Source organism: Pseudomonas sp. F9001 (genome assembly GCF_013385435.1).
Classification (GTDB): domain Bacteria; phylum Pseudomonadota; class Gammaproteobacteria; order Pseudomonadales; family Pseudomonadaceae; genus Aquipseudomonas.
This window is the reverse complement of record NZ_JACAPX010000013.1, coordinates 164,398-188,965: the sequence shown is the minus strand read 5'-3', so window position 1 is coordinate 188,965 and position 24,568 is coordinate 164,398. Positions and strand designations below refer to the sequence as shown.

Genomic DNA, 24,568 nt, shown 5'->3' with positions numbered 1-24,568 from the left:
TCCAAATGTGGGAGCGGGCTTGCTCGCGAAGGCGGTCGATCAGTTAGCATAACCAGTGACTGGCACACCGTCTTCGCGAGCAAGCCCGCTCCCACAGGGTTACTGCGCCAGGCTCGAGGTGCTTTGGCCGACCGCCAGCCCGGCGCGAATCGCCGCCAGTGCCGCCTTGTAGTACGCCTTGCCCTCCGGCGACTCCGCGAACGTCGCGAACTCTTCCAGCTCCGGGTCGGACAAATCCCGGTAGACGTACAACAGCGTGTTGTTCAGATCGTTGCCGATCTGCTGCATCAGGCGCTCACGCTGGCCGTTCAACATGCCCTGTGCCTGACCGCCGCCCAACAGGCCGGGGATCATCTGGCTCAAGCTGTCGGCCGCCACGCCGGCAATCGCCAGGCTGACTTCAGCCCCGGCTTCCCGCGCAGGCAAGGCCTGGGCCAGGTGGCCGATGATCAGGCTGCGGGTGGCATCGGCTTCCATGTGCGGCAAGCCCTGGGCGTTCTTCGCCAGTTGATCGCGGCGGGTGGCCAGCAACTCGGCGGCGACAATCTTGCGGCCCAGCGGCGACTGGAAGAAGGCCAGTGCCGGCTTAGGGTCCGCCAAATTCTTGCGCAGTTGCGCTTCGGCGCGCTGGTCTACCGACTGGGGCGCGAAGCGTTTATTGCTGTTGTCCACCAGTGCCTGATACACCGCCGGCGGCAGGCTGTTGCGGTAGCGTTGCTGGGCGGCACTGAGGGCGTCATTAAAATGCGCGCGCTGGTCTGCCCAGCCGGCGACCTTGTACAACTGGTCATGGCTGTCTGCCCAGGCGGGCAAAACGCAGAACATCAGCAAGGAAAAAAACAAACGACGCATATGGACTCCTGTCAGTCGGCCACTATTGTCCGTGTCGGGCGTAGGATTTGTCGAGAAATCCTATCGGTCACCTGACTAAAGTGTATTCAGACGCTCGGCGGCTCTGTCGGATTCACAGGCGTATGGATACTATGCGCGCCATGCCCATACCCTCCGATCACCCGCTGCTGTTACGCATTGTCGATGACCTGGCCGCACAAGGCTGGTCGCAGCAGAATATCTTCCTGCCCGAGGCTCTGACCCTCGAACTGGCGGCTGAGTGCCAAAAACGCGCCGCCGAAGGTGAGTTGGCGCCCGCGGCGGTCGGACGGGGGCCGTCCCAGGAGATTCGCGAGGGCATCCGGGGTGACCATATCCAGTGGCTGGAGCCGGGCGAGGTGGTGGCCTGCGATAACTACCTGGAGCTGATGGACAGCCTGCGGGTGGCGATGAACCGTGGCCTGTTCCTGGGCCTGGAAGACTTCGAAAGCCACTTCGCGATGTACCCGCCGGGGGCGTTTTACCTCAAGCATGTGGACCGTTTTCGCGATGACGACCGGCGCATGGTGTCGGCGGTGATCTACTTGAACAACGCCTGGCTGCCGGAACATGGCGGCCAGTTGCGCATGTACCTCAAGGGCGACGTCGAATACGATGTGGTGCCCACCGGCGGTTGCCTGGTGGTATTCCTGTCGGGGGAAATCCCCCATGAAGTCATGCCCGCCACCCGCGAACGCCTGTCCCTCACCGGCTGGTTTCGCCGGCGGGGCAACGAGCCGTTTTGATGATGCAAAAGATTCTGGTCAGCCGCTGCCTGCTGGGGCACCGGGTACGCTACGACGGAGGGGCCAGCGGGCCTTTCGATCAATTGGCCGCGTGGCAGGCCGAAGGCCGGGTGGTTGCCGTGTGCCCGGAAGTGGCGGGTGGCTTGCCGACGCCACGGCCGTCTGCCGAAATCCCGGGCGGGCAGGGGATTGACGTGTGGGAAGGCCGCGCCCAGGTGCTGACGGCCCAGGGGGAAGACTTCAGCGAAGCCTTCCTCGATGGCGCCCGCCAGGCATTGGCGCTGGTACAGCGTCACAATATCCGCGTCGCCGTACTCAAGGCCAACAGCCCGTCGTGCGGCAATCTGCTGACCTATGACGGTACCTTCACCGGCGTGAAGGTCACGGGCGAAGGCGTGACGGCGGCATTGCTCAAGCGCCATGGGGTGCTGGTGTTCAGTGAGCTGGAATTGCCCGAAGCGGCAGCGGCCCTGGCAAAATACTCAAGCCTGACATAGATCAACATGTGGGAGCGGGCTTGCTCGCGAAAGCGCAGTGTCAGTCACCCGATGCTCAAGCCGAGCCACCGCATTCGCGAGCAAGCCCGCTCCCACATTGACCGATTCGTTTATTCGGCCTTTTTCACCGGCTTGCTCGCATCCATCCCGAACCACTTCTCCGACAGCGCCGCCAGCCGGCCATCGGCCTTCACTCGTTGCAGGGCCTTGTCCAGGCTGGCCTTGAACGCCGGGTTACCCTTCTGGAACGGAATCGCCAGGCTCAGCGTCGGGCCGACGTCTGCGCCTTCCTTCACCGGCAGCTGGCTGTCGCGAATCGCGTAGGGAATCAGCAGCCGATCACTGATGGCGGCATCGATCTGTTGATCGGCAACGTCCTTGATCGGCTGCCTGGCATCGGCATAGCTGCGCAAATCAACGCCCTCGGCGGTGCGCGCCTGCTCCACAAACTGGCTGCCCTGGGCCACGCCCAACGCCTTGCCCTTGAGCGCCGCAAAGCTGCCCAGCGGGCGCTGTTCCTGCTTGCGCACGATCAGCTGTGCGCTGGAGTAGCTGTAGGGCTCGCTGAAGTCGAAACGATCCGCCAGTTCAGGAGTCATAGCGATATGGTTGATGGCCACGTCGTACTTGGCGCTTTCCACGCCGGGCAGCAACTCGGCGGCATCGACGGTGATAAAGGAGGGGCGTACGTCCATTTCCTTGGCCAGCAACTCACCCAGCTCCACTTCAAAACCGGTGAGTTTGTCGCCTTCCTTGAAGTTGAAGGGCGGGGTGTTGGCTTCCATTGCGATGCGCAGTTCCCCGCGGTCAAATACATCGTCGATCAGTTCGGCATGGGCCAAGGGACTTGCAAGGGGCAGTAAAAGTAACAGGCCAGGCAGGAAACGCATGGTCGCTCCTAAAGAATTCGAATGAGCGAAGCGTTGTTCAGGCTCGCTTTGCTATGGTGTTGAATGCCTTGGACAGCAATTTGTCGCGAAGTTGTCATAACCCTACAGATTTCCCGGAAAAACTGGAGAAGTGAATGAAAGCCTTTTTGACCCGTGCAACCCTGGCCAGCCTATTGCTGGGCGCTTCGATGCTGGCGACCGCTGCTGATGGCATCCCGCGCAGCGCTCCACCAGAAGGTGCCAAAGTGTTCATCGTGTCGCCCAAAGATGGCGCCACCGTCGATAAAACCTTCACCGTGAAATTCGGCATGGAAGGCCTGAAACTGGCCCCGGCCACCAGCCAGGACCCGGGCACCGGCCACCACCACCTGCTGATCGACCAGAAAGAATTGCCGGATGCCAGCGTGCCGATCCCGGCCACCGACACCGTGATCCACTACGGCAAGGCCCAGACCGAAACCGAGCTGACCCTCACCCCAGGCAAGCACACGCTGCAACTGGTAGCCGGCGACAAACTGCACATGCAGTTCAACCCGACTGTAGCCTCGAAAGTCATCACGGTTAACGTCAAGTAAGATTTGTTCAGACAAAAAAAGGGAGACCCGAGGGTCTCCCTTTTTTATGCGCGTTTAACGATTAGAACAACACGCGGCTACGGATAGTGCCGTTGATGTGTTGCAGCTTCTCTTGCGCCAGGTCCGAATACTCGGCGTCTACGTCGATAACCACGTAGCCGACTTTCTCGTTGGTCTGCAGGAACTGACCGGAAATGTTGATGCCGTTTTCCGCGAAGACCTTGTTGATCTCCATCATCACGCCAGGGATGTTCTGGTGGATGTGCAGCAGACGGTGCTTGCCAGGGTGCGCCGGCAGAGCCACTTCCGGGAAGTTGACCGAGGACACCGACGTACCGTTGTCGCTGTACTTGACCAGTTTCTCCGACACTTCCAGGCCGATGTTGGCTTGGGCTTCTGCGGTGGAACCGCCGATGTGCGGGGTCAGGATCACGTTGTCCAGGCCACGCAGCGGGCTTTCGAAGATGTCGTCGTTAGAGCGCGGCTCTACCGGGAACACGTCGATGGCGGCGCCGATCAGGTGCTTGTCCTTGATCGCGTCGGCCAGGGCGTCCAGCTCGACCACGGTGCCGCGTGCAGCGTTGATCAGGATCCCGCCTTTCTTGATGGCGCGGATTTCCTTCTCGCCGATCATCCACTGGGTCTCAGCGGTTTCCGGTACGTGCAGGGTCACGATGTCGGACATGCCCAGCAGCTCGGTCAGGCTCGACACCTGGGTGGCGTTGCCCAATGGCAGCTTGGTCAGGGTGTCGTAGAAGAACACCTGCATGCCCAGGCCTTCGGCCAATACCGACAACTGCGTGCCGATCGAGCCGTAACCGACGATACCCAGCTTCTTGCCGCGGATTTCGAAGGAGTTGGCTGCGCTCTTGATCCAGCCGCCACGGTGGCAGGAAGCGTTCTTCTCGGGAATACCGCGCAGCAACAGGATCGCCTCGGCCAATACCAGCTCAGCAACGGAGCGGGTGTTGGAGTACGGTGCGTTGAACACCGCGATGCCGCGCTCGCGCGCTGCGTTGAGGTCGACCTGGTTGGTGCCGATGCAGAAACAGCCGACAGCTACCAACTTCTTGGCGTGATCGAAGATCTCTTCGGTCAGCTGAGTGCGGGAGCGAATGCCGATAAAGTGCGCGTCGGCGATCTTTTCCTTGAGCTGGGCTTCCGGCAGAGAACTGGTGATGTACTCAATGCTGGTGTACCCGGCGGCCTTCAGGACTTCGACGGCCGATGGGTGGACGCCTTCCAGAAGAAGGAACTTGATCTTGCTCTTATCGAGAGAAGTCTTGCTCATCTGCGTAAACCTGTATCCCGGAGAAAAATGGCAGGGAATCGGATCACGTAAGCTGACCCGGACGGCAGGAAAGCCGTCACCGCAGAACGCCCTTGGGCACTATCCTGCGGGGGCGGTATGCTAGCATACGTGCCCCGCTAAACACCCATTCCTGCGACGTGAAGCGTTCTCAGGATGACCATGAATTGTTCGAGAGTTCTGTCGATGACCCATCCTGCCCTGATTGATGAGCTGAAGACCCTGGTTGAGCCTGGCAAGGTCCTGACCGATGCTGACTCCCTTGAGGCTTATGGCAAGGACTGGACCAAGCATTTCGCGCCGGCCCCGGTGGCCATCGTCTTCCCGAAGACCACCGAGCAGGTGCAGGCCATCGTCCGTTGGGCCAATGAGCACAAGGTCGCGCTGGTGCCGTCCGGTGGCCGTACCGGCCTGTCGGCCGCTGCCGTCGCTGCGAATGGCGAAGTGGTTGTGTCGTTCGACTATATGAACCAGATCCTCGACGTTAACCTCACCGACCGCACCGCCGTGTGCCAGCCGGGCGTGGTCACCAAGCAATTGCAGAACGTCGCCGAAGAAAAAGGCCTGTACTACCCGGTGGATTTCGCCTCGTCGGGTTCCAGCCAGATTGGCGGCAATATCGGCACCAATGCCGGCGGGATCAAGGTCATTCGCTACGGCATGACCCGTAACTGGGTCGCCGGTATGAAAGTCGTCACCGGCAAGGGCGACCTGCTGGAGTTGAACAAAGACCTGATCAAGAACGCCACCGGCTACGACATGCGCCAGCTGTTCATCGGCGCTGAAGGCACCCTGGGGTTTGTGGTCGAAGCGACCATGCGCCTGGACCGGGCGCCGAAAAACCTCACCGCCATGGTGCTCGGCACCACCGATTTCGACTCGATCATGCCGGTGTTGCACGCCTTCCAGAGCAAGCTGGACCTGACCGCCTTCGAATTCTTTTCCGACAAGGCCCTGGCCAAAGTCCTCGGTCGCGGCGACGTGCCGGCGCCGTTCGAATCCGACTGCCCGTTCTACGCGCTGCTGGAATTTGAAGCGACCACCGAAGAAGTGGCCAACGATGCCCTGGCCACGTTCGAACACTGCGTCGAGCAGGGCTGGGTGCTGGATGGCGTGATGAGCCAGAGCGAAACCCAACTGCACAACCTGTGGAAGCTGCGCGAGTACATCTCCGAGACCATCTCTCACTGGACGCCGTACAAGAACGACATTTCGGTGACTGTGTCGAAAGTACCGGCCTTCCTCAAGGAAATCGACGCGATCGTCGGCGAACACTACCCGGACTTCGAAATCGTCTGGTTCGGCCACATCGGCGACGGCAACCTGCACCTGAACATCCTCAAGCCGGAAAACCTGAGCAAGGACGAGTTCTTCGCCAAGTGCGCCACCGTCAACAAGTGGGTGTTCGAGACCGTGCAGAAGTACAACGGCTCGATCTCCGCCGAACACGGCGTGGGCATGACCAAGCGCGATTACCTGACCTACAGCCGTTCGCCGGTTGAAATTGAATACATGAAGGCAGTGAAAGCGGTGTTCGACCCGAACGGGATCATGAACCCGGGCAAGATTTTCGCTGTTTAACAGTCCCTGAAGGAGTCGGTCCATGAGCTACCAGCACAAGTATGTCGACGGCACCAATATTCACTTTCCCCTGGGGAAGGTGGTGTGCATCGGGCGTAACTACGCCGAACACGCCAAGGAACTGGATAACCCGGTACCGACCGAGCCGCTGCTGTTTATCAAGCCCGGCAGTTGCGTAGTGGCACTGGAAGGCGGTTTTGCCATCCCTACCGAGCGCGGTTCGGTGCATTACGAAGCGGAAATCGCGGTGTTGATCGGCAAGCCGTTGTCGGCCAAACCGAGCCGCGAGGAAGTGCTGGACGCCATCTCCGGCTTCGCCCCGGCCCTGGACCTGACCCTGCGGGACAAACAGGCCGAGCTGAAAGCCAAGGGCCTGCCGTGGGAAATCGCCAAGTCGTTTGACGGTGCGGCGGTGATTGCCCCGTTCGTGGTCGGCAGCACTTTCCCGGATGTGACGGATATCGGCATCCGCCTGACCATCAACGGCGAAGTGCGCCAGGACGGCAACAGCGCGATCATGCTCAACCCGATCATCCCGATGATCCAGTACATGGCCGGCTGCTTCTCGTTGCAGGCCGGGGATGTGATCCTCACCGGTACGCCGGCAGGCGTGGGCCCGCTGAATGTGGGTGACGAGCTGGTGCTGGAATTGCCGGGTGTGAGCCGCTTCGAAAGCAGCGTTCGCTGAATACCTGGCGAAACGCGGTCAAAAATGTGGGAGCGGGCTTGCTCGCGAAAGCGGTGTATCAGTGACAGATTCAGTGACTGATACTCCGCATTCGCGAGCAAGCCCGCTCCCACATTTGATCTGTGTACTGCCACCCAATCGGGTTTTTGCATTTTTTTCACACCCCATCCGGATAATCCTCAGCCTCCTGCGCGCGGACCTTGTGATCCTGTGCTATCCCCTAAAGCTGACTTTCTGGAAAGCGTAATGGCCGTGCCTCTCCCATCCGTAAAACCCACGTTGCGTTCACGCCTTGCCATGCGCTGGTATTCCTGGCTGTTCCTCGCCGGCGCGATCATTTACGGCGTGGCCTGGGCGATGCACTGGGACGACCGCGGCGTGTTGTGGCTGGCGGAGGGCTTCGAAACCCCGGCCGAGCGCCTGGAAAGCGTCTGGCTCCCGGACTACCACGCGGTGATCGACGCCAAGCTGCTGCCCGGCATGGAGAAGGACGAAGCCTCGGACCTCGCCTATAACCCGCTGACCAAGACCCTGTTCTCGGTGATGGGCAAGAACCCGTTCCTGGTTGAACTGACCCTGCAAGGCGACGTGCTGCGCAAGATGCCGCTCAACGGCTGGAACAATCCGGAAGGCGTGACCATGATGGAAAACGGCCTGATGGCCGTGGTCGATGAGCGCCAGCACAGCCTGACCATCGTCAAGGTCGACCCACAGACCCAGCAGTTGAACAAAGCCGACTTCCCGTCCTATGACTTGGGCCCGTCCAAGGACCAGAACAAAGCCTTTGAGGCGGTCACCTGGGACAAGCGCAACCAACAGCTGATCCTCGGCGAAGAACGCCCACCGGCCCTGTTCACCTGGAAAAGCGACGGCAGCCAGACCCTCACCGGCGCCAAGCAAAAGCTCGCCAGCACTGAACTGGACATGCGCAACCTGTCGGCGCTGACCGTCGACCCGCGTACCGGCCACCTGCTGGCGCTGTCGGCGGACTCCCATCTGTTGCTGGAACTGGACGAGAAGGGCGAGCAGGTCAGCTTCATGACCTTGCTCGGCGGCTTCAATGGCTTGAAGAACACCATCCCGCGTGCCGAAGGTGTGACCATGGACGAGAACGGCACGCTGTATATGGTCAGCGAGCCGAACCTGTTCTATCGCTTCGAGAAGCAGGCGCAGTAGTTCGATTACGTCAGATTTTTCTCTATCTGCGGCATAAGCCAGACACCCGGGGCGTTTAAGTTTAAATTCAGGCGACCGTGATATTCATTCGCCAGTTTTTACTCTGAGCCCCGCCCGATGCGTCGACTTGCCCGCCCCAAACCTGCTTTTTTTATCCTGATCCTGATCGCCCTGGTGGCGTGCGGTGTGGTTGCCCAGCAATTGCGCCTGTTCGAGCGTGCCTGGTTCAACTGGCAATCCTGGCGCAATCCCGCCGGGGAGCACTCCATTGGCCTTGGCGATTACCGGGTGGCCCTGGAGGCGCAGGTGATCGACGGCCTCAACGATGATGTCTCGGCACTGACCTTTGATCCGGTGCGCAACAGCCTGTTTACCGTGACCAACAAGAACGCTGAGCTGGTCGAACTGTCCCTGGACGGCAAAATCCTGCGGCGCATTGCGCTGGTGGGGTTTGGCGATGCCGAGGCTGTGGAGTACATCAGCGATAACACCTACGTGATCAGCGACGAACGCCAGCAGCGGCTGATCAAGGTCCACGTGGATGACGACACCCAATTTCTCGATGCCGCCGACGCCGAGCAAATGACCCTCGGCGTGCACCTGGGCGGCAACAAGGGCTTCGAAGGCCTGGCCTATGACTCGGTGGGCAAGCGCCTGTTTGTGGCCAAGGAACGCGACCCGATGCTGATCTACGAGGTCCACGGCTTTCCGCATTTCAAACCGGAAAAAACCTACTCGGTGCACGTGATCAACAACCCCAAGCGCGATGCCGGGTTGTTTGTGCGCGACCTGTCGAGCCTGCAATACGACGAGCGTAGCGGTCATCTGCTGGCGCTGTCGGATGAGTCATTTTTGGTGCTGGAACTGGATATCGACGGTCGCCCCCTGAGCAGCCTGTCGCTGCTCAAGGGGCGCCATGGCCTGAAGCAGCGCGTGCCTCAGGCCGAGGGGATCGCCATGGACAACGACGGCACGTTGTACATGGTCAGTGAGCCCAATCTTTTCTATGTATTCAAAAAAACCAAGTCTTGAGTCATGTGCAGAACAAATGTGGGAGCGGGCTTGCTCGCGAATGCGGTGTATCAGGCGCCATATTCAGTGACTGACACTGCGCATTCGCGAGCAAGCCCGCTCCCACAGGGGTTTTGCATTACGCCTTAAGGGTTTTTACGCCTTCCGGGGTGCCCAGCAGCAGTACGTCAGCCGGACGGGCCGCGAACAAACCGTTGGTGACGACGCCGACGATCGCGTTGATCTGGCGCTCCAGTTCCACCGGGTTGGTGATCTGCATGTTGAACACGTCGATGATGATGTTGCCGTTGTCGGTCAGCACGCCTTCGCGGTACACCGGGTCGCCGCCCAGTTTCACCAGTTCGCGGGCCACGTGGCTGCGGGCCATCGGGATCACTTCCACCGGCAGCGGGAACGCGCCGAGTACCGGCACCAGTTTGCTGGCGTCGGCGATGCAGATGAAGGTCTTGGCCACGGCCGCGACGATCTTCTCGCGGGTCAGGGCTGCGCCGCCGCCCTTGATCAGGTTCAGGTGTGCGTCGCTTTCATCGGCGCCGTCGACATAGAACTCCAGGTCGCTGACGGTGTTCAGCTCGTACACCGGAATACCGTGGCCCTTGAGCCGCGCAGCGGTGGCTTCGGAGCTGGCAACCGCGCCGTCGAACGCGCCCTTGTGCAGGGCCAGCGCATCGATAAAGCAATTGGCGGTGGAACCGGTGCCGACACCGACGATGCTTTTATCGTCGAGTTTAGGAAGGATTAAATCGACGGCGGCCTGGGCCACTGCCTGTTTGAGTTGATCCTGGGTCATGCGGGCTCCGGAACGGGCGGGGAGTAAAGAGGGGCGCGAGTATAACCCAACAAAACCTCGGTTTTCGTGTGGTCGCCCGGCCAAACGCTGGGTTAGACTCCTTGGCCCTGCCCAACCCGCCCAGTGATGCTTTCCGATGCTTGAACAGTACGTCAAAAAGATCCTCACCTCGCGCGTTTACGACGTTGCCGTAGAAACCCCGCTGCAGACCGCCCGCCAGCTCTCCGAGCGGCTGGGCAACAAGGTCTGGCTCAAGCGCGAAGACTTGCAGCCGGTGTTCTCGTTCAAGATTCGCGGTGCCTACAACAAGCTGACCCAACTGAGCGCCGAAGAACGTGCGCGTGGCGTAGTCACCGCTTCGGCGGGCAACCATGCCCAGGGCCTGGCCCTGGCGGCCAAGGTGCTGGGGGTCAAGGCCACCATCGTGATGCCCAAGACCACCCCCGAGATCAAGGTCGAAGGCGTGCGTTCCCGTGGCGGCAAAGTGGTGCTGCATGGGGATTCTTTCCCGGAAGCCCTGGCGTATTCGCTGAAGCTGGTCGACGAAAAAGGCTACGTCTACATTCACCCCTACGATGATCCGCACACCATTGCCGGGCAGGGCACCGTGGCGATGGAGATCCTGCGCCAGCACCCGGGGCCGCTGGACGCGATTTTCGTCCCGGTGGGCGGCGGCGGCCTGATTGCCGGTATCGCGGCCTACGTGAAATACCTGCGGCCCGAGATCAAGATCATCGGCGTCGAGCCGGACGACTCCAACTGCCTGCAAGCCGCCATGGCGGCGGGCGAGCGCGTGGTACTGCCGACCGTGGGCATCTTCGCCGACGGCGTGGCGGTGGCGCAGATCGGCCAGCACACCTTCGACATCTGCAAGGATTACGTGGATGAAGTGATCACCGTCAGCACCGATGAAATCTGCGCGGCGATCAAGGACATCTACGACGACACCCGCTCCATCACAGAACCTGCTGGCGCCCTGGGCGTGGCGGGTATCAAGAAATACGTCGAGACCCGTGGCATCACCGGGCAAACCCTGGTGGCCATCGATTCCGGGGCCAACGTCAACTTCGACCGCCTGCGCCATGTGGCCGAGCGCGCCGAGCTGGGGGAAGGCCGCGAAGCCATCATCGCCGTGACCATCCCCGAGAAACCGGGCAGCTTCAAGGCCTTTTGCGAAGCCGTGGGCAAGCGCCAGATCACCGAATTCAACTACCGCTACCACTCCGGGCGTGAGGCGCACATTTTTGTCGGCGTGCAGACCCACCCGGAAAACGACCCGCGCAGCGCGCTGATCGCCAGCCTCACCAGCCAGGGTTTCCCGGTGCTGGACCTGACGGAAAACGAACTGGCCAAGCTGCACATCCGCCATATGGTCGGCGGCCATGCGGCGCACGTCAGCGACGAGGTGGTGTTCCGCTTCGAATTCCCGGAACGTCCGGGGGCACTGTTCAACTTCCTTAACAAATTGGGCGGGCGCTGGAACATCTCGATGTTCCACTATCGCAACCACGGCGCCGCCGATGGGCGCGTGGTGGCGGGCCTGCAAGTACCGGCGGACGAGCGTCACCTGGTGCCGGCGGCGCTGGAGGCCATTGGCTACCCGTACTGGGATGAAAGTGATAACCCGGCCTACCAGCTGTTCCTCGGTTGAGCGACTACGCTGACTGGGCGGCCTTCAAGGAATCGAGAACATGGAAACGCTGACCACCCTTAAAGTTATCCACATCGCGGCCACGGTGTTGCTGCTGCTCAGCGGCCTCGCCCTGGCAGTGCTGGCCTGGCGCAAACGCAGCGCGGGGCCGGCCTATACCGTGCAGCGGCCGTGGGTGTTTGTGTGGTTGTTGATGGGCATTTGCGTGGTGAGCATGCCGTTCACCGGCTGGTGGCTGGCGCACCTGATCGGCTGGCCGCTGGGGCAAACCTGGATCCTGGGTTCCAGCGTGATCTACACCGTGGCGGCGCTGAGCTGGTTCTGGCTGGTGGTGCGGCTTAATCGACTGCGGCTGGGCGGGGCGGGGAGTTTGAACTTTACCGTGGCGCTGGCGGTGGTGAGCCTGGTGGGGTTTGTGGCGATTGCCGGGTTAATGGGTGCGAAACCCGTATGATCGTTCCCACGCTCCGCGTGGTAACGCCGCCCGGGACGCTCCGCGTCCCAAGAGCGGACGCAGAGCGTCCAGTGATGCATTCCCACGCGGAGCGCGGGAATGATCTTTAGCTGCGCAGAGTAATCACCGGCCAACCACGCTTCTCAGCCTCAGCCCGCAGATTCGGATCCGGATCCACCGCCACCGCATGCGTAACTTGCTCCAGCAGCGGCAGGTCATTCATCGAGTCGCTATAGAAGTAGCTGTCCTCCAGGTTGTACCCGGTCTCTTCCAGCCAGCGATTCAAGCGCGTCACCTTGCCCTCGCGAAAGCACGGGATATCCGTACTGCGCCCGGTGTAACGGCCATCCTGCATCTCGCATTCCGTCGCAATCAGGGTTTCAACCCCCAACCGCTCGGCAATCGGCGCGGTCACAAAACGGTTGGTCGCGGTGATGATCACCAGCTTGTCGCCCGCCGCCCGGTGCTTGGCCAGCAACTCAACCGCCTTGGGCAGCATGATCGGCTCGATGCAGTCGCGCATGTAGTCGCGATGCCATTCATCCAGCTGGGCCATCTCGGTGCGGCCGAGGATTTCCAGGCAGAAGTTCAGGTACTCGGCGTTATCCAGCTTGCCGGCCAGGTAGTCCTGGTAGAACTCGTCGTTGCGGGCCTTGTAGGCCACCGCGTCGAGAATCCCGCGTTCACAGAGGTAATCGCCCCAGGCGTGATCGCTGTCACCCCCCAAAAGCGTGTTGTCCAAGTCGAATAAAGCCAGGCGCATTGCAGTTACTCGCTGAAAAGTCTGTAAAAAGGCGTCCAGAATACGGTCTTTTCACAAGAGTGCACATAAGGTAAGCAGCCTCGTTGCCGCTGTATCAATCTTTGTGGAACAATGCGGTGACATGCGTTTGCGAGGTTGTTGCCGTGATCGACCCCGATGGTTTCCGTCCTAATGTCGGGATTATTCTTACGAATGATGCCGGACAGGTGCTATGGGCTCGCCGTATCAACCAAGATGCCTGGCAGTTTCCTCAAGGCGGAATCAACCCCGACGAAACCCCTGAAGACGCCTTGTACCGTGAGTTGAACGAAGAAGTAGGCCTTGAACGTGAAGATGTGCAAATTCTGGCCTGCACCCGAGGCTGGTTGCGCTATCGTTTGCCGCAACGTCTGGTGCGTACCCACAGCCAACCGCTGTGCATCGGCCAGAAACAGAAATGGTTTCTCCTGCGCCTGATCTCCAACGAGCAGCGGGTGCGGATGGATTTGACCGGTAAACCGGAGTTCGATGGCTGGCGCTGGGTCAGTTATTGGTATCCGTTGGGCCAGGTGGTGACATTCAAGCGCGAGGTTTATCGTCGCGCTCTTAAAGAGCTTGCCCCGCGCCTTTTAGCGCGCGACTGACGACGGAGTTCGACCCCGAGCCATGCTCAATACGCTGCGCAAGATCGTCCAGGAAGTTAACTCCGCCAAGGATCTCAAGGCGGCGTTGGGGATTATTGTGTTGCGCGTCAAGGAAGCCATGGGCAGCCAGGTCTGCTCGGTTTACCTGCTGGACCCCGAGACCAACCGTTTTGTCCTGATGGCCACCGAGGGCTTGAACAAGCGCTCCATCGGCAAGGTCAGCATGGCGCCCAATGAAGGTCTGGTGGGCCTGGTGGGGACGCGTGAAGAACCCCTGAACCTCGAAAACGCGGCCGATCACCCGCGTTATCGCTACTTTGCCGAAACCGGTGAAGAGCGCTACGCCTCGTTCCTCGGTGCGCCGATCATTCACCACCGCCGCGTTGTCGGCGTGTTGGTCATCCAGCAGAAAGAACGCCGCCAGTTCGACGAAGGTGAAGAAGCCTTCCTTGTGACCATGAGCGCGCAGCTCGCCGGGGTTATCGCCCACGCCGAGGCCACCGGTTCGATTCGCGGCCTGGGACGCCAGGGCAAGGGCATCCAGGAAGCCAAGTTCGTCGGCGTGCCGGGTTCGCCGGGTGCTGCTGTCGGTACCGCCGTGGTCATGCTGCCGCCCGCCGACCTGGACGTGGTGCCGGACAAGACCGTCACCGACATCGACGCTGAAATCATCCTGTTCAAGACCGCCCTCGAAGGCGTGCGCAATGACATGCGCACCCTCTCGACCAAGCTGGCCACCCAGCTGCGGCCTGAAGAGCGGGCGTTGTTCGACGTGTACCTGATGATGCTCGACGACGCGTCCCTGGGCAGCGAAGTCAAGGACGTGATCAAGACCGGCCAGTGGGCCCAGGGCGCGCTGCGCCAGGTGGTCACGGATCACGTCAACCGTTTCGAATTGATGGACGACGCCTACCTGCGCGAGCGCGCCTCGGACGTGAAGGACCTCGGTCGCCGTCTGCTGGCCTACCTGCAGGAAGAGCGCTCGACCACGTTGGTGTACCCCGACAACACCATCCTGATCAGTGAAGAACTGACCGCCACCATGCTCGGCGAAGTGCCGGAAGGCAAACTGGTGGGCCTGGTCTCGGTACTGGGTTCGGGCAACTCCCACGTCGCGATCCTGGCCCGGGCCATGGGCATTCCGACGGTGATGGGTCTGGTGGACCTGCCGTATTCCAAGGTCGACGGCATCGAAATGATCGTCGACGGCTACCACGGCGAGGTCTACACCAACCCCAGCGAAGTGCTGCGCAAGCAATACGCCGAAGTGGTGGAAGAAGAACGCCAGCTATCCCAGGGCCTCGACGCCCTGCGGGAACTGCCGTGCGTGACCCTCGACGGCCACCGCGTACCGCTGCTGGTCAACACCGGCCTGCTGGCGGACGTGGCACGTGCACAACAGCGCGGCGCCGAAGGGGTGGGCCTGTACCGCACCGAAGTGCCGTTCATGATCAACCAGCGTTTTCCGAGTGAGAAGGAGCAGCTGGCGATTTATCGCGAGCAATTGTCCGCCTTCCATCCGTTACCGGTGACCATGCGCAGCCTGGACATTGGCGGCGACAAGTCACTGTCGTATTTCCCCATCAAGGAAGACAACCCCTTCCTCGGCTGGCGCGGTATTCGCGTTACCCTCGACCATCCTGAAATCTTCCTCGTCCAGACCCGCGCGATGCTCAAGGCCAGCGAAGGCCTGAACAACCTGCGCATCCTGCTCCCGATGATCTCCGGCACCCACGAGCTGGAAGAAGCCCTGCACCTGATCCACCGGGCCTGGGGCGAAGTGCGCGACGAAGGCGCCGACGTGCCGATGCCGCCGATTGGCGTGATGATCGAGATTCCGGCGGCGGTGTACCAGGCTAAAGAGCTGGCGCGGCAGGTGGACTTCCTGTCGGTGGGCTCCAACGACCTGACCCAGTACCTGCTGGCCGTGGACCGCAACAACCCGCGGGTGGCCGACCTCTACGACTACCTGCACCCGGCGGTGCTGCAAGCCTTGCAGAACGTGGTGCGCGACGCCCATGCCGAAGGCAAGCAGGTGAGTATCTGCGGCGAGATGGCCGGTGACCCGGCGGCGGCAGTACTGTTGATGGCGATGGGCTTTGACAGCCTGTCGATGAACGCCACCAACTTGCCGAAGGTGAAATGGATGCTGCGCCAGATCAACCTGAGCCGGGCCAAGGAGCTGCTGGCGGAGTTGATGACTATCGACAACCCGCAAGTTATCCACAGCTCGCTGCAATTGGCGCTGAAGAACCTTGGGTTGGCGCGGATGATCAACCCGGCGTCTGCAAAGAGCCTCTAACCGGATTTCAGAGCCTGTCCCCAATCGAAATGTGGGAGCGGGCTTGCTCGCGAAAGCGGTGCATCAGTCAGCTTATGTATTGGCTGACACGCCGCCTTCGCGAGCAAGCCCGCTCCCACATTTGGTTTGCGTGAGGTTCAGATTTTGAGTTCAACTTCACCCAACTGTCCGCCATACGGCCCAAAACTGCGCTCCACGATATGCCGCGTCCCGTCGGCATTCACAATCAACGCCGTACTCGCCCGCGTCCCGTAACTGGGACTGGCAATAAACACACTCGACAGCAAACTCTCCGTCGCCAAGCCCACGCCGGTGTCCGGCAAGTCAGCAAACGGCGCGGTCTGCGGGTCGCTCAAAATCCCCAGCAAGGCTTCAGGCTGCGGATCGTCCAGCACTTCTGTCAGCGCCGCCTTGGCCTTCAACAACTTCGGCCACGGCGTATCCAGCCCTGCATTGGATAACCCATAAACCCCCGCCACCAATGGTGTCGGCGCAGATTCCTTGGCGTTGTAATGCCAAAGCTCGTCCCGTGTCCCGACCAGCAGGTTAAACCCGGCATATTCAATCGATCTGCCATTAACGTCGGCCAAATAGTCGTCAATCGACAGCGAACCGCTGAGAAAGCGCGCCACCAACTCACCCCGCGACTTGCGCGCCGGCGGCTGGTGCGGGTCACGGATATTGGTCAGCGCCGCAAAGCGCCCCTCTGCGCCAACTCCCAGCCAGGTCCCGCCCGCTTCCTGGTCCCTGCCCGCGTAAACATGGGGCGCATCCAGCCATTGGGCCAACGGCAAACTGGGCCGGGCATAAAATTCATCACGGTTGGCCGCGACGATCAGCGGCTGGGCGTGGCCCGGCCGCCAGGCGAAAACAATCAGGCACATAAGGCAATCCCTTTGTGTTTTGCCCACTCTACCCATAGAACCCTGTGCTTTGCATCCGTTAACATGCCGGTCTGTTTTCGGGGGCTCCCATGGAATTTCTGCTGTATTTGCTGCTGGGATCCTGCGCGGGCATGCTCGCCGGGCTGTTCGGCGTGGGCGGCGGCATCATTATTGTGCCGGTGCTGGTGTTCAGCTTCACCTTGCAGGGCTTCGATCCCGCGGTGCTGACCCACCTCGCTGTCGGCACGTCCCTGGCGTCTATTATCTTCACGTCGGTGAATGCGGTGCGTGAGCATCATCGGCGCGGCGCCGTGCGCTGGCCGATCTTCGTATGGATGGCCGTGGGTATCCTGCTGGGCGCGGGCGTTGGCGCGCTGACCGCCGAGGCGATCTCCGGGCCGCATCTACAGAAGATCATCGGTGTGTTCGCCCTGGTGATCGCCGTGCAGATGACCCTGGAGCTCAAGCCCAAGGCCAGCCGCCAGGTGCCGGGCAAGCTCGGCCTGACCCTGGCGGGCGGCGTGATCGGCTGGTCGTCGGCGATTTTCGGCACCGGCGGCGGTTCGTTGACCGTGCCGTTCCTGACCTGGCGCAGCGTGCCGATGCAGCAGGCAGTGGCCACTTCGTCGGCCTGCGGCTTGCCGATCGCCCTGGCCAGTGCGTTAAGTTTCATGATTCTGGGCTGGCATGATCCGCTGCTGCCCGATCATAGTCTCGGCTTTGTGTACTTGCCGGCGCTGCTGGGCATCGCCCTGACCAGCATGGTGGCGGCCCGTTTCGGCGCGCGCCTGGCGCACCGGTTGTCGCCGCGCTTGCTCAAGCGGCTGTTCGCCGGGCTGCTGTTTTGCGTAGGGCTGAATTTTTTGCTGTAACGCAGGCTTAATCGCGCACCGGCATGGTCCGATGCGCCATGACTATTGATTTAACGAGGAGTCGCAATGCTGCCTTACCCGCAGATCAACCCGGTGGCCGTGGCCATCGGTCCGCTGCAAATCCACTGGTACGGGTTGATGTACCTGATCGGCATCGGCGGTGCCTGGCTGCTGGCTTCCCGGCGCCTGAACCGTTTCGACCCGACCTGGACCAAGGAGAAGCTCTCCGACATGGTGTTCTGGATGTCGATGGGGGTCATCGTCGGCGGACGCCTGGGGTATGTGCTGTTCTACGACCTGCCAGCCTACATCGCCAACCCGACGCTGATCTTCGAGGTGTGGAAGGGCGGCATGGCGTTCCACGGCGGGTTTGTGGGGGTGATGATCGCCGCCTGGTGGTTTGGCCGGCGTAACGGCAAGTCGTTCTTCCAGTTGATGGACTTCGTCGCACCGTTCGTGCCGATTGGCCTGGGTGCCGGGCGCATCGGTAACTTCATCAACGCCGAGCTGTGGGGCAAGCCGACTGACGTGCCGTGGGCCATGGTGTTCCCGCCGTTCAGCGACCCGGCGCAATTGCCGCGCCACCCCTCGCAGCTGTACCAGTTCGCCCTGGAGGGCGTGGCGCTGTTCCTGATCCTCTACATCTTCTCGCGCAAGCCACGCCCAACCATGGCCGTTTCGGGGATGTTCGCGTTGTTCTACGGGATCTTCCGCTTTATCGTCGAGTTCGTACGGGTGCCGGATGCGCAGCTGGGCTACCTGGCGTGGGGCTGGGTGACCATGGGTCAGATTCTCAGCCTGCCGATGATCATCGCCGGCCTGGGCCTGCTGTGGTGGGCTTACAATCGCCCGCAAGGCATCAAGAACACCGCGCTTTAAATTCGAACGCCGGGGCCCGAGGGTCCCGGCTTCAACGATACAGGTATACACATGAAGCAATATCTCGAACTACTGAACGATGTCGTGACCAATGGCCTGACCAAGGGCGACCGCACCGGCACCGGCACCAAGGCCGTGTTTGCCCGTCAGTTTCGGCATAGCTTGGCCGACGGCTTCCCGCTGCTGACCACCAAGAAGCTTCACTTCAAAAGCATCGCCAATGAATTGATCTGGATGTTGAGTGGCAACACCAACATCAAGTGGCTGAACGAAAATGGCGTGCGTATCTGGGACGAATGGGCCACCGAAGACGGCGACCTGGGCCCGGTGTACGGCGAGCAGTGGACCGCCTGGCCCACCAAGGACGGCGGCAAGATCAACCAGATCGACTACATGGTCGAGACGCTGAAGACCAACCCCAACAGCCGCCGCATCCTGTTTCACGGCTGGAACGTCGAGTACCTGCCGGACGAGACCAAAAGCCCGCAGCAGAACGCCCGGGACGGCAAGCAAGCGCTGCCACCTTGCCACCTGCTGTACCAGGCTTTTGTGCATGACGGTCATCTGTCGATGCAGTTGTACATCCGCAGCTCAGATGTATTCCTCGGCCTGCCGTACAACACCGCGGCCCTGGCGTTGCTCACCCATATGCTGGCCCAGCAGTGCGACCTGATCCCTCACGAGATCATCGTCACCACGGGCGACACCCATGCCTACAGCAACCATATGGAACAGATCCAGACCCAGCTGGCGCGCACGCCGAAGAAGCTGCCGGAACTGGTGATCAAGCGCAAACCCACGTCGATCTACGATTACAAATTCGAAGACTTTGAAATCGTGGGCTATGACGCTGATCCGAGCATCAAGGCCGATGTAGCGATCTAAAAGCGATCTCGGTCCAAATGTGGGAGCGGGCTTGCTCGCGAATACGGTGTATCAGAAACACATTCAGTGGCTGACACACCGCTTTCGCGAGCAAGCCCGCTCCCACATTTTTTTGTGTACACATTCAATGCCCGTGGCTTCTGCCCACATGTGAGGGCTCAGCCTCGCTGGCCGCGACACTCCCGCTGACTTCCAGCCGCTGCAAAATCCCGCACTGATCCAGATCCGGCCCGCCGCCGCAGCGTTGGCGCAGGTCGAGCAACTGTTCCTGCAACGCCAGCAGCCCGTCGATCCGCGCCTTGACGTGGTGGATATGCTCGTCGATCAACGCATTCACGCTTTCGCACTGGTCCTGAGGACTGTCACGCAGGCCCAGCAGGCTGCGAATTTCCTCAAGGGTCATGTCCAGGCTGCGGCAGTTGCGGATAAACACCAGTCGTTCGGTGTGCGCCTGGGTGTACAGCCGGTAATTACCGTCACTGCGCGCAGGCGGCGGCAGCAGGCCTTCTTTCTCGTAATAACGGATGGTTTCCACCTGGCAATCCGTCAATTTTGCCAATTCGCCGATCTTCATCGCAGCAATCTCCAAAAGGATGCTTGACCCTATAGTGGCTACAGGGTCTTTACTTGGCAACAGGCACCTTTACGGACGCGACAGAATGAGCGATTCCATCCACACCCCGCACAAGCACGACCATGATCATGACCACGCGCACGATCACGGCCCCAAGCTCAAACCTGTGCAGAAGCACGACCATGCCAGCCATGGCGATTCCTGCTGTTCCAGCAAGGCCGCGCCGGCGCTGGTGACGCTGACCGAAGCCCCGACAGCGGGCTCGCGGCTGAGCACCTTCCGCATCGAAGCCATGGACTGTCCCACCGAGCAGACGCTGATCCAGAACAAACTGGGCAAGCTTGCGGGTGTGCAGCAGCTGGAATTCAACCTGATCAACCGCATTCTCGGCGTCACCCACGACCTGCCAACGACCGCGCCGATCATCGACGCCATCAAGTCCCTGGGCATGCAGGCGGACCCCATCGAAGAAGGCGTCGCCCCGGCTGAGCCGCCGGCGAAGAAGCACTGGTGGCCGCTGGCTGTGTCCGGCGTGGGCGCGCTGGGTGCTGAAGTGCTGCACTTCACCAACGCAGCCCCGACGTGGGTGATTGCCCTGGTCGCGCTGATCTCGATCTTCAGCGGCGGCCTCACCACCTACAAAAAGGGCTGGATCGCCCTGAAAAACCTCAACCTGAACATCAACGCCCTGATGAGCATCGCCGTCACCGGCGCGATCCTGATCGGCCAGTGGCCGGAAGCGGCGATGGTGATGTTCCTGTTCACCGTCGCCGAGTTGATCGAGGCCAAGTCCCTGGACCGCGCACGTAACGCCATCAGCGGCTTGATGCAGATGACGCCGGAACAGGCCACGGTCCGTCAGGCAGATGGCAGTTGGGTTGAACAGGAGGTTAAAGTCATTGAACTGGGCGCCATCGTGCGGGTTCGTCCCGGCGAGCGCATTGGCCTGGACGGTGAAGTCACCTCCGGCCAGTCCACCATCGACCAGGCGCCGATTACCGGTGAAAGCCTGCCGATCGAAAAGACCGTGGGCGACAAAGTCTTCGCCGGCACCATCAACCAGGCCGGCTCCCTGGAATACAAAGTCACTGCAGCCGCCAACAACTCGACCCTGGCGCGGATCATCCACGCCGTGGAACAGGCCCAGGGCGCACGCGCGCCAACCCAGCGTTTTGTCGACACCTTCGCCAAGGTCTACACCCCGGCGGTGTTCATCTTTGCCCTGGGTGTGGCGTTGATTCCGCCGCTGTTCATGGGCGGTGTGTGGTTTGAATGGGTCTACCGCGCACTGGTATTGCTGGTGGTCGCGTGCCCATGTGCACTGGTGATTTCCACCCCGGTGACCATCGTCAGCGGCCTGGCCGCCGCGGCGCGCAAAGGCATCCTGATCAAGGGCGGTGTGTACCTGGAGGGTGGCTACAAACTCGACTACCTGGCCCTCGACAAGACGGGCACCATCACCCACGGCAAGCCGGTGCAAACCGATTACCTGGCGCTGTTCCCGAACATGGAAGACAGCGCACCGGCTTTGGCTGCAAGCCTGGCCGGGCGCTCCGATCACCCGGTGTCCCTGGCCATCGCGAACGCGGCTGTGGACAAAAACCTCACCGTGCACACTGTGGATAACTTCGAGGCCCTGACCGGGCGCGGTGTGAAGGGTGAAATCAATGGCGAGGTCTACTACCTGGGCAACCACCGTCTGGTGGAAGAGCTGAACCTGTGCTCGCCGGCCCTGGAGAAGAAGCTCTTCGCCCTGGAAAAACAAGGCAAGTCCGTGGTCCTGCTGCTGGACAAGTCCGGCCCGCTGGCGCTGTTCGCCGTGGCCGACACCGTGAAGGACACCAGCCGCGAAGCCATCCAGCAGTTGCATGACCTGGGCATCAAGACCCTGATGCTGACCGGCGACAACACCCACACGGCCAAGGCGATCGCCGATCAGGTGGGCATCGACCAGGCCCAGGGCGACTTGTTGCCCACCGACAAACTGCAAGCCATCGAAGCGCTCTACGCCAAGGGCCACCGGGTCGGCATGGTCGGCGACGGCATCAACGACGCCCCGGCGCTGGCCCGTTCCGAGATCGGGTTTGCCATGGCTGCTGCGGGTACCGATACCGCCATCGAGACCGCCGACGTGGCCCTGATGGACGACGACCTGCGCAAGATTCCAGCATTCATTCGGCTGTCGCGGCAAACGTCGAGTATCCTCAAGCAGAACATCGCCCTGGCCCTGGTGATCAAGGCGATCTTCCTCGCGGTGACCTTCCTTGGGATGGCCACCATGTGGATGGCGGTGTTCGCCGACATGGGCGTGAGCCTGCTGGTGGTATTCAATGGTCTGCGCCTGCTGCGCAAATAGTCGATGAGAGGGTGGTGTGCTGAGTGCCGAGCTGAAGGCGTTTTACATGGTCGCCCGCCTGGGCAGCATTACCCAGGCGGCGAAAAAGCTCGGGCTCAGCCAGCCCACGGTGACCACCCAGATTCGTCACCTGGAAAGCCAGTACTCGGTGGAATTGTTCTACCGTGGCGGGCGCCGCCTGACCGTCAGTGATGAAGGTGCGCGGCTGTTGCCGATGGTCAAGGCGCTGTTGCAGCAGGAAGCGGATATCGAGTTTTTCCTGCGCAACAGTGGCCAGGTACAAGGGGCCTTGAGGATTGCCGCGACGGCACCTTATTACATCCTCGACCTGGTCAAAACCTTCCGCGAGCGGCTGCCACAGGTCGAGGTTTCGGTGGAGATCGGCAACTCCCAGCAGGTGCTGGAAGCGCTGGATGACTACCGTGTCGACGTCGCTGCCTCATCTCAACTGCTTGAAGACCCGCGCCTGATCCGGCGGGTACTGGGCATGGACCCGCTGGTGCTGGCGGTGCATCGCAATCATCCGCTGGCGGTACTTGAACATGTACCGCTGACCGCGCTGGCCGGGCATACCTTGCTGATGCGCGAGCCGGGGTCGACCACCCGTCGATTGACCGAAGAGATGTTGCAGGGCGCCGGCGTGAGTTACGGGCCGTTGCTGGAGATCGGCAGCCGGGAATCGATCCGTGAGGCAGTGCTGCGCAATATCGGCATCAGCATCATTGCCCGCCAGGAAGTGCCCCACGACCCGCAATTGCGCGTGCTGACCATCGAAAATGCGCCGCAGATTCCCGAGTATTTGTACTGCCTCAAAGAGCGAAAGGGCGCCCGGTTGCCGGCGGCGTTCCTGGGGTTGGCGCAGGAAATGTCCCCTCTCTGATCGTTCCCACGCTCTGCGTGGGAATGCCGGCCTGGACGCTCCGCGTCCGCTCTTAAGGTCGTGACGCGGAGCGTCACAGGATGTATTCCCACGCAGAGCGCAGGAACAATCTGTCGGCACAACCCAAATCCACCAATACCACTATCGCCACGTTTTGCCTTTCTGCCACAAGAGGGACGCATTGCCTGCCTAGGATGACCTTCATCAGTTTGATGAGGTGCCTCCATGAACACAGCCATGACAAACCCCGGCGCGCCAATGAAGGTGCGCGGTGTACAGAAACGCTTCGGCGCCTTCACCGCGCTGGATAACGTGTCCCTGGACGTCGCCGCTGGCGAACTGGTGTGCCTGCTGGGCCCGTCGGGCTGCGGCAAGACCACCTTGCTACGCTGCATCGCCGGCCTGGAGCGCCAGGACAGCGGCGAGTTGTACCTCGGCGACCGCGATGTTTCCCTACTGGCACCCCAGGCTCGGGACTACGGCATTCTGTTCCAGTCCTATGCGCTGTTTCCCAATCTCACCGTCGAAGCGAACATCGGCTACGGCCTCACCGGCAGTGGCCGTGATGAAGTGCGCAAGCGTGTCGGGCAGATGCTCGAACTGGTGGGTTTGGTGGGCAGCGAAAAGAAATACCCCGGCCAACTTTCCGGCGGCCAACAACAGCGTGTGGCACTGGCTCGCGCCCTGGCGCCGGCGCCGTCCTTGCTGCTGCTGGACGAACCCATGTCGGCCCTCGACGCCCGGGTGCGCGAGCATCTGTGCACCGAGCTGCGCCAATTGCAGCGCCGCTTGGGCATCACCACCCTGATGGTCACCCACAACCAGGACGAGGCCATGCTGATGGCCGACCGCATTGCCGTGATGAACAACGGCAAGGTCGAGCAGTACGCCACGCCCCAGGAAATCTACGACCGCCCGGCCACACCGTTCGTGGCCGAGTTTGTCGGCCAGGGCAACTGGCTGCCGTTCAGTCGCAACAGCGCCAGCCACGCCCAGGTTGGCGGCATGAATATGCGCCTGGCGGACAACGCAGGCGTCGCGAAATCGGGCCGTCTGTTCTGCCGCCCGGAAGCCATCAGCGTCAACCCGCCGGTGCATGAAGAAAACCTGTTCCCGGCCAAGGTCCGCGAGATCACTTTCCTCGGCAACCGCTGCCGCATGAGCTTCGAGCTGGACCAACTGCCCGGCCATCCGCTGCTGGCCGAATTGGCCCCGGAAGCCATGCCGCGCCTTGGCGCCCAGGACATCTGGGTCGCGCTGCCCCCGCGCAGCCTGCAGGTGTTTGCCTGAG

At 61.4% G+C, this 24,568-nt stretch carries 25 protein-coding genes; 18 read left to right on the top strand and 7 right to left on the bottom strand.

The window, feature by feature from the left end:
• Positions 1-99: 99 nt before the first annotated feature.
• Positions 100-852, bottom strand: coding sequence for a DUF2059 domain-containing protein (locus HX818_RS13435; RefSeq protein WP_008438922.1), 753 nt, complete (start codon positions 850-852; stop codon positions 100-102).
• Positions 853-983: 131 nt separating this feature from the next.
• Between HX818_RS13435 and HX818_RS13430 the strand changes: the two genes are divergently transcribed.
• On the top strand, positions 984-1,616 hold the full coding sequence (locus tag HX818_RS13430) for a 2OG-Fe(II) oxygenase (RefSeq protein WP_003213854.1): 633 nt from the start codon (positions 984-986) through the stop codon (positions 1,614-1,616).
• A 2-nt stretch (positions 1,617-1,618) separates the two neighbouring features.
• Positions 1,619-2,113: a DUF523 domain-containing protein gene (locus HX818_RS13425; RefSeq protein ID WP_177020367.1), complete on the top strand. Its 495-nt coding sequence runs from the start codon at positions 1,619-1,621 to the stop codon at positions 2,111-2,113.
• A gap of 110 nt (positions 2,114-2,223) precedes the next feature.
• Here the strand turns inward: HX818_RS13425 and HX818_RS13420 are convergent, their stop codons facing one another.
• Complete coding sequence (locus HX818_RS13420) at positions 2,224-3,003, bottom strand: transporter substrate-binding domain-containing protein (RefSeq protein WP_003213851.1); 780 nt, start codon at positions 3,001-3,003, stop codon at positions 2,224-2,226.
• Positions 3,004-3,137: 134 nt separating this feature from the next.
• On the opposite strand from HX818_RS13420, the gene HX818_RS13415 reads away from it, so the two are divergent.
• Positions 3,138-3,578, top strand: a complete 441-nt coding sequence (locus tag HX818_RS13415; RefSeq protein ID WP_003213848.1) for a DUF4399 domain-containing protein — start codon at positions 3,138-3,140, stop codon at positions 3,576-3,578.
• A gap of 61 nt (positions 3,579-3,639) precedes the next feature.
• Here HX818_RS13415 and serA read toward each other — a convergent pair whose 3' ends face one another.
• The gene (serA, locus tag HX818_RS13410) at positions 3,640-4,869 is read right to left on the bottom strand and encodes a phosphoglycerate dehydrogenase (RefSeq protein WP_003213846.1); all 1,230 of its coding nucleotides are present in this window, start codon (positions 4,867-4,869) and stop codon (positions 3,640-3,642) included.
• A gap of 204 nt (positions 4,870-5,073) precedes the next feature.
• Between serA and HX818_RS13405 the strand changes: the two genes are divergently transcribed.
• The 5 genes from HX818_RS13405 to HX818_RS13390 all read left to right on the top strand — a co-directional run bounded on the left by HX818_RS13405 (position 5,074) and on the right by HX818_RS13390 (position 9,364).
• A complete protein-coding gene (locus tag HX818_RS13405) occupies positions 5,074-6,468 on the top strand; it encodes an FAD-binding oxidoreductase (RefSeq protein WP_003213844.1) in 1,395 nt (464 codons plus the stop codon).
• A gap of 22 nt (positions 6,469-6,490) precedes the next feature.
• Positions 6,491-7,156: a fumarylacetoacetate hydrolase family protein gene (locus tag HX818_RS13400; RefSeq protein WP_003213842.1), complete on the top strand. Its 666-nt coding sequence runs from the start codon at positions 6,491-6,493 to the stop codon at positions 7,154-7,156.
• Between the two features lie 246 nt (positions 7,157-7,402).
• On the top strand, positions 7,403-8,332 hold the full coding sequence (locus HX818_RS13395; RefSeq protein ID WP_177020261.1) for an SdiA-regulated domain-containing protein: 930 nt from the start codon (positions 7,403-7,405) through the stop codon (positions 8,330-8,332).
• A 184-nt stretch (positions 8,333-8,516) separates the two neighbouring features.
• Positions 8,517-8,642 carry an MYXO-CTERM sorting domain-containing protein gene (locus tag HX818_RS31485; protein WP_371315623.1) on the top strand — a complete coding sequence of 42 codons (126 nt, stop codon included), beginning with the start codon at positions 8,517-8,519 and terminating at the stop codon, positions 8,640-8,642.
• Entirely contained in the window at positions 8,600-9,364 is a 765-nt protein-coding gene (locus tag HX818_RS13390) for an SdiA-regulated domain-containing protein (RefSeq protein WP_371315627.1), read from the top strand. Before HX818_RS31485 ends, HX818_RS13390 begins: the two co-directional genes overlap by 43 nt.
• A gap of 118 nt (positions 9,365-9,482) precedes the next feature.
• Here HX818_RS13390 and rpiA read toward each other — a convergent pair whose 3' ends face one another.
• A complete protein-coding gene (rpiA, locus tag HX818_RS13385) occupies positions 9,483-10,154 on the bottom strand; it encodes a ribose-5-phosphate isomerase RpiA (RefSeq protein WP_008438935.1) in 672 nt (223 codons plus the stop codon).
• Between the two features lie 136 nt (positions 10,155-10,290).
• Here rpiA and ilvA point away from each other — a divergent pair, with 136 nt between their 5' ends.
• Complete coding sequence (ilvA, locus tag HX818_RS13380) at positions 10,291-11,805, top strand: threonine ammonia-lyase, biosynthetic (RefSeq protein WP_003213834.1); 1,515 nt, start codon at positions 10,291-10,293, stop codon at positions 11,803-11,805.
• Positions 11,806-11,845: 40 nt separating this feature from the next.
• Positions 11,846-12,259, top strand: coding sequence for a DUF2269 family protein (locus HX818_RS13375; RefSeq protein WP_102370118.1), 414 nt, complete (start codon positions 11,846-11,848; stop codon positions 12,257-12,259).
• A 106-nt stretch (positions 12,260-12,365) separates the two neighbouring features.
• Here the strand turns inward: HX818_RS13375 and HX818_RS13370 are convergent, their stop codons facing one another.
• Positions 12,366-13,022 carry an HAD family phosphatase gene (locus tag HX818_RS13370; RefSeq protein ID WP_177020260.1) on the bottom strand — a complete coding sequence of 219 codons (657 nt, stop codon included), beginning with the start codon at positions 13,020-13,022 and terminating at the stop codon, positions 12,366-12,368.
• 143 nt (positions 13,023-13,165) lie between these two features.
• Here HX818_RS13370 and HX818_RS13365 point away from each other — a divergent pair, with 143 nt between their 5' ends.
• Entirely contained in the window at positions 13,166-13,645 is a 480-nt protein-coding gene (locus HX818_RS13365; protein ID WP_003176750.1) for an RNA pyrophosphohydrolase, read from the top strand.
• Between the two features lie 22 nt (positions 13,646-13,667).
• Positions 13,668-15,947, top strand: coding sequence for a phosphoenolpyruvate--protein phosphotransferase (gene ptsP / locus HX818_RS13360; RefSeq protein ID WP_003213828.1), 2,280 nt, complete (start codon positions 13,668-13,670; stop codon positions 15,945-15,947).
• A gap of 137 nt (positions 15,948-16,084) precedes the next feature.
• On the opposite strand, the gene HX818_RS13355 is transcribed toward ptsP, so the two are convergent.
• Positions 16,085-16,831: an NRDE family protein gene (locus HX818_RS13355; RefSeq protein WP_177020259.1), complete on the bottom strand. Its 747-nt coding sequence runs from the start codon at positions 16,829-16,831 to the stop codon at positions 16,085-16,087.
• A gap of 89 nt (positions 16,832-16,920) precedes the next feature.
• Here HX818_RS13355 and HX818_RS13350 point away from each other — a divergent pair, with 89 nt between their 5' ends.
• From HX818_RS13350 to HX818_RS13340, 3 genes are all read left to right on the top strand, one after another.
• Positions 16,921-17,703 carry a sulfite exporter TauE/SafE family protein gene (locus HX818_RS13350; protein ID WP_003213825.1) on the top strand — a complete coding sequence of 261 codons (783 nt, stop codon included), beginning with the start codon at positions 16,921-16,923 and terminating at the stop codon, positions 17,701-17,703.
• A gap of 66 nt (positions 17,704-17,769) precedes the next feature.
• Positions 17,770-18,582 carry a prolipoprotein diacylglyceryl transferase gene (gene lgt / locus HX818_RS13345; RefSeq protein WP_003213823.1) on the top strand — a complete coding sequence of 271 codons (813 nt, stop codon included), beginning with the start codon at positions 17,770-17,772 and terminating at the stop codon, positions 18,580-18,582.
• A 51-nt stretch (positions 18,583-18,633) separates the two neighbouring features.
• A complete protein-coding gene (locus HX818_RS13340) occupies positions 18,634-19,467 on the top strand; it encodes a thymidylate synthase (protein WP_177020258.1) in 834 nt (277 codons plus the stop codon).
• Positions 19,468-19,591: 124 nt separating this feature from the next.
• On the opposite strand, the gene cadR is transcribed toward HX818_RS13340, so the two are convergent.
• The gene (gene cadR, locus HX818_RS13335; RefSeq protein WP_017476559.1) at positions 19,592-20,041 is read right to left on the bottom strand and encodes a Cd(II)/Pb(II)-responsive transcriptional regulator; all 450 of its coding nucleotides are present in this window, start codon (positions 20,039-20,041) and stop codon (positions 19,592-19,594) included.
• Positions 20,042-20,126: 85 nt separating this feature from the next.
• Here cadR and HX818_RS13330 point away from each other — a divergent pair, with 85 nt between their 5' ends.
• The 3 genes from HX818_RS13330 to HX818_RS13320 all read left to right on the top strand — a co-directional run bounded on the left by HX818_RS13330 (position 20,127) and on the right by HX818_RS13320 (position 24,567).
• Positions 20,127-22,397: a heavy metal translocating P-type ATPase gene (locus HX818_RS13330; protein WP_177020257.1), complete on the top strand. Its 2,271-nt coding sequence runs from the start codon at positions 20,127-20,129 to the stop codon at positions 22,395-22,397.
• Between the two features lie 16 nt (positions 22,398-22,413).
• A complete protein-coding gene (locus HX818_RS13325) occupies positions 22,414-23,277 on the top strand; it encodes a LysR family transcriptional regulator (protein WP_008438952.1) in 864 nt (287 codons plus the stop codon).
• 225 nt (positions 23,278-23,502) lie between these two features.
• Entirely contained in the window at positions 23,503-24,567 is a 1,065-nt protein-coding gene (locus HX818_RS13320) for a putative 2-aminoethylphosphonate ABC transporter ATP-binding protein (RefSeq protein ID WP_023659299.1), read from the top strand.
• Position 24,568 lies beyond the last annotated feature (1 nt).

Bases quoted from the DNA above. Each gene is read 5' to 3' on its own strand.
- HX818_RS13435 (WP_008438922.1), bottom strand. From the start codon at position 852: ATGCGTCGTTTGTTTTTTTCCTTGCTGATGTTCTGCGTTTTGCCCGCC.
- HX818_RS13430 (WP_003213854.1), top strand. From the start codon at position 984: ATGCGCGCCATGCCCATACCCTCCGATCACCCGCTGCTGTTACGCATT.
- HX818_RS13425 (WP_177020367.1), top strand. From the start codon at position 1,619: ATGCAAAAGATTCTGGTCAGCCGCTGCCTGCTGGGGCACCGGGTACGC.
- HX818_RS13420 (WP_003213851.1), bottom strand. From the start codon at position 3,003: ATGCGTTTCCTGCCTGGCCTGTTACTTTTACTGCCCCTTGCAAGTCCC.
- HX818_RS13415 (WP_003213848.1), top strand. From the start codon at position 3,138: ATGAAAGCCTTTTTGACCCGTGCAACCCTGGCCAGCCTATTGCTGGGC.
- serA (WP_003213846.1), bottom strand. From the start codon at position 4,869: ATGAGCAAGACTTCTCTCGATAAGAGCAAGATCAAGTTCCTTCTTCTG.
- HX818_RS13405 (WP_003213844.1), top strand. From the start codon at position 5,074: ATGACCCATCCTGCCCTGATTGATGAGCTGAAGACCCTGGTTGAGCCT.
- HX818_RS13400 (WP_003213842.1), top strand. From the start codon at position 6,491: ATGAGCTACCAGCACAAGTATGTCGACGGCACCAATATTCACTTTCCC.
- HX818_RS13395 (WP_177020261.1), top strand. From the start codon at position 7,403: ATGGCCGTGCCTCTCCCATCCGTAAAACCCACGTTGCGTTCACGCCTT.
- rpiA (WP_008438935.1), bottom strand. From the start codon at position 10,154: ATGACCCAGGATCAACTCAAACAGGCAGTGGCCCAGGCCGCCGTCGAT.
- ilvA (WP_003213834.1), top strand. From the start codon at position 10,291: ATGCTTGAACAGTACGTCAAAAAGATCCTCACCTCGCGCGTTTACGAC.
- HX818_RS13375 (WP_102370118.1), top strand. From the start codon at position 11,846: ATGGAAACGCTGACCACCCTTAAAGTTATCCACATCGCGGCCACGGTG.
- HX818_RS13370 (WP_177020260.1), bottom strand. From the start codon at position 13,022: ATGCGCCTGGCTTTATTCGACTTGGACAACACGCTTTTGGGGGGTGAC.
- ptsP (WP_003213828.1), top strand. From the start codon at position 13,668: ATGCTCAATACGCTGCGCAAGATCGTCCAGGAAGTTAACTCCGCCAAG.
- HX818_RS13355 (WP_177020259.1), bottom strand. From the start codon at position 16,831: ATGTGCCTGATTGTTTTCGCCTGGCGGCCGGGCCACGCCCAGCCGCTG.
- HX818_RS13350 (WP_003213825.1), top strand. From the start codon at position 16,921: ATGGAATTTCTGCTGTATTTGCTGCTGGGATCCTGCGCGGGCATGCTC.
- lgt (WP_003213823.1), top strand. From the start codon at position 17,770: ATGCTGCCTTACCCGCAGATCAACCCGGTGGCCGTGGCCATCGGTCCG.
- HX818_RS13340 (WP_177020258.1), top strand. From the start codon at position 18,634: ATGAAGCAATATCTCGAACTACTGAACGATGTCGTGACCAATGGCCTG.
- cadR (WP_017476559.1), bottom strand. From the start codon at position 20,041: ATGAAGATCGGCGAATTGGCAAAATTGACGGATTGCCAGGTGGAAACC.
- HX818_RS13330 (WP_177020257.1), top strand. From the start codon at position 20,127: ATGAGCGATTCCATCCACACCCCGCACAAGCACGACCATGATCATGAC.
- HX818_RS13320 (WP_023659299.1), top strand. From the start codon at position 23,503: ATGAACACAGCCATGACAAACCCCGGCGCGCCAATGAAGGTGCGCGGT.